Below are 1,121 nucleotides of genomic sequence, written 5' to 3' on the forward strand. Positions count from 1 at the left end.
GGCCCAGCGGCAGCGCTCTTCGCCAAGCGCGGCAGCGGCTGGGCCCGGCACCGATGAAGGCACTGTTTGACCTGGTGAGCGGACCTGCGGCCACGACGGCTGCCGCTGGTCGGTGGCGGGGTTTGAGGACCGTCGCGGTCGACGGCACCCTGCTGTCGGTTCCGGACTGTCCGGCCAACCTCACGGTGTTCGCCCGCCAGCGGCTCGGCAACGGCATCTCGGGCTATCCGCAGCTGCGTCTGGCAGCGCTGGTGGCCTGCGGGACCCGGTCGGTGATCGGGGCCGTGTTCGGTCCGGCCGCAACCGGGGAGCTGGAGTATGCCCGCCGGCTGGCAGTGGACCTTCGGGCCGGGATGCTGCTGCTGGGCGACCGGAACTTCGCCGCCGCCGCACTGCTGCACCAGATGGCCGCCACCGGCGCCGATCTGCTCGTGCGCTGCAAGGCCAACCGGAACCTGCCGACGGTGGCCCGCTGCCGCGACGGCTCGGCACTGACCCGCATCGGAACGCTGACCATGCGCGTCATCAACGCCGAGATCACCATTCGCACCGCTGAGGGCACACGCACCGGCCACTACCGGCTGCTGACCACCCTCACCGACCCTGCCACCCACCCGGCCGGCGAACTCGTCCGGCTCTACCACGAGCGCTGGGAGATCGAGACGGCCTATGCGGAGCTGAAGTCCACGATCCTGGGCGGGCGCGTCCTGCGGGCCCGCACCCCGGACGGCATCGAGCAGGAGGTCTGGGCCCTGCTGACCGCCTACCAGGCATTACGCACCGCAATGACCGACGCCACCGACAGCGTTCCGGGCACCGACCCGGACCGCGCCGGCTTCACCACCGCCCTCACCGCCGCCCGAGACCAGCTCGTCCTGGCCGCCGGCGTCATCCCCGGCACCAACATCGACCTCGCCGGCACCATCGGCCGTCACATCCTGGCCCACCTTCTACCGGCCCGGCGGGTCCGCACCAAGGACCGCATCGTCAAACGCGCGATCTCCAAATACAACGCACGCGGACCCGCCATCGACCGCACCACCTACAGAGCCACCATCAGCATCGCCATGCTTACGAACAGCCCTTGACACCCACAGCCCCGCCTTAACTGAACGGCGTTG

At 70.4% G+C, this 1,121-nt stretch carries 1 protein-coding gene; it reads left to right on the top strand.

Features of this window, described 5'->3' with window-relative positions; translation table 11 throughout:
- A partial coding sequence (locus tag ABZ823_RS30940) for an IS4 family transposase (RefSeq protein WP_361666242.1) occupies positions 1-1,088 on the top strand: 1,088 nt, incomplete at its 5' end.
- Positions 1,089-1,121: the final 33 nt, after the last annotated feature.

Source organism: Streptomyces sp. NPDC047079, from assembly GCF_040643755.1.
Classification (GTDB): Bacteria; Actinomycetota; Actinomycetes; order Streptomycetales; family Streptomycetaceae; genus Streptomyces.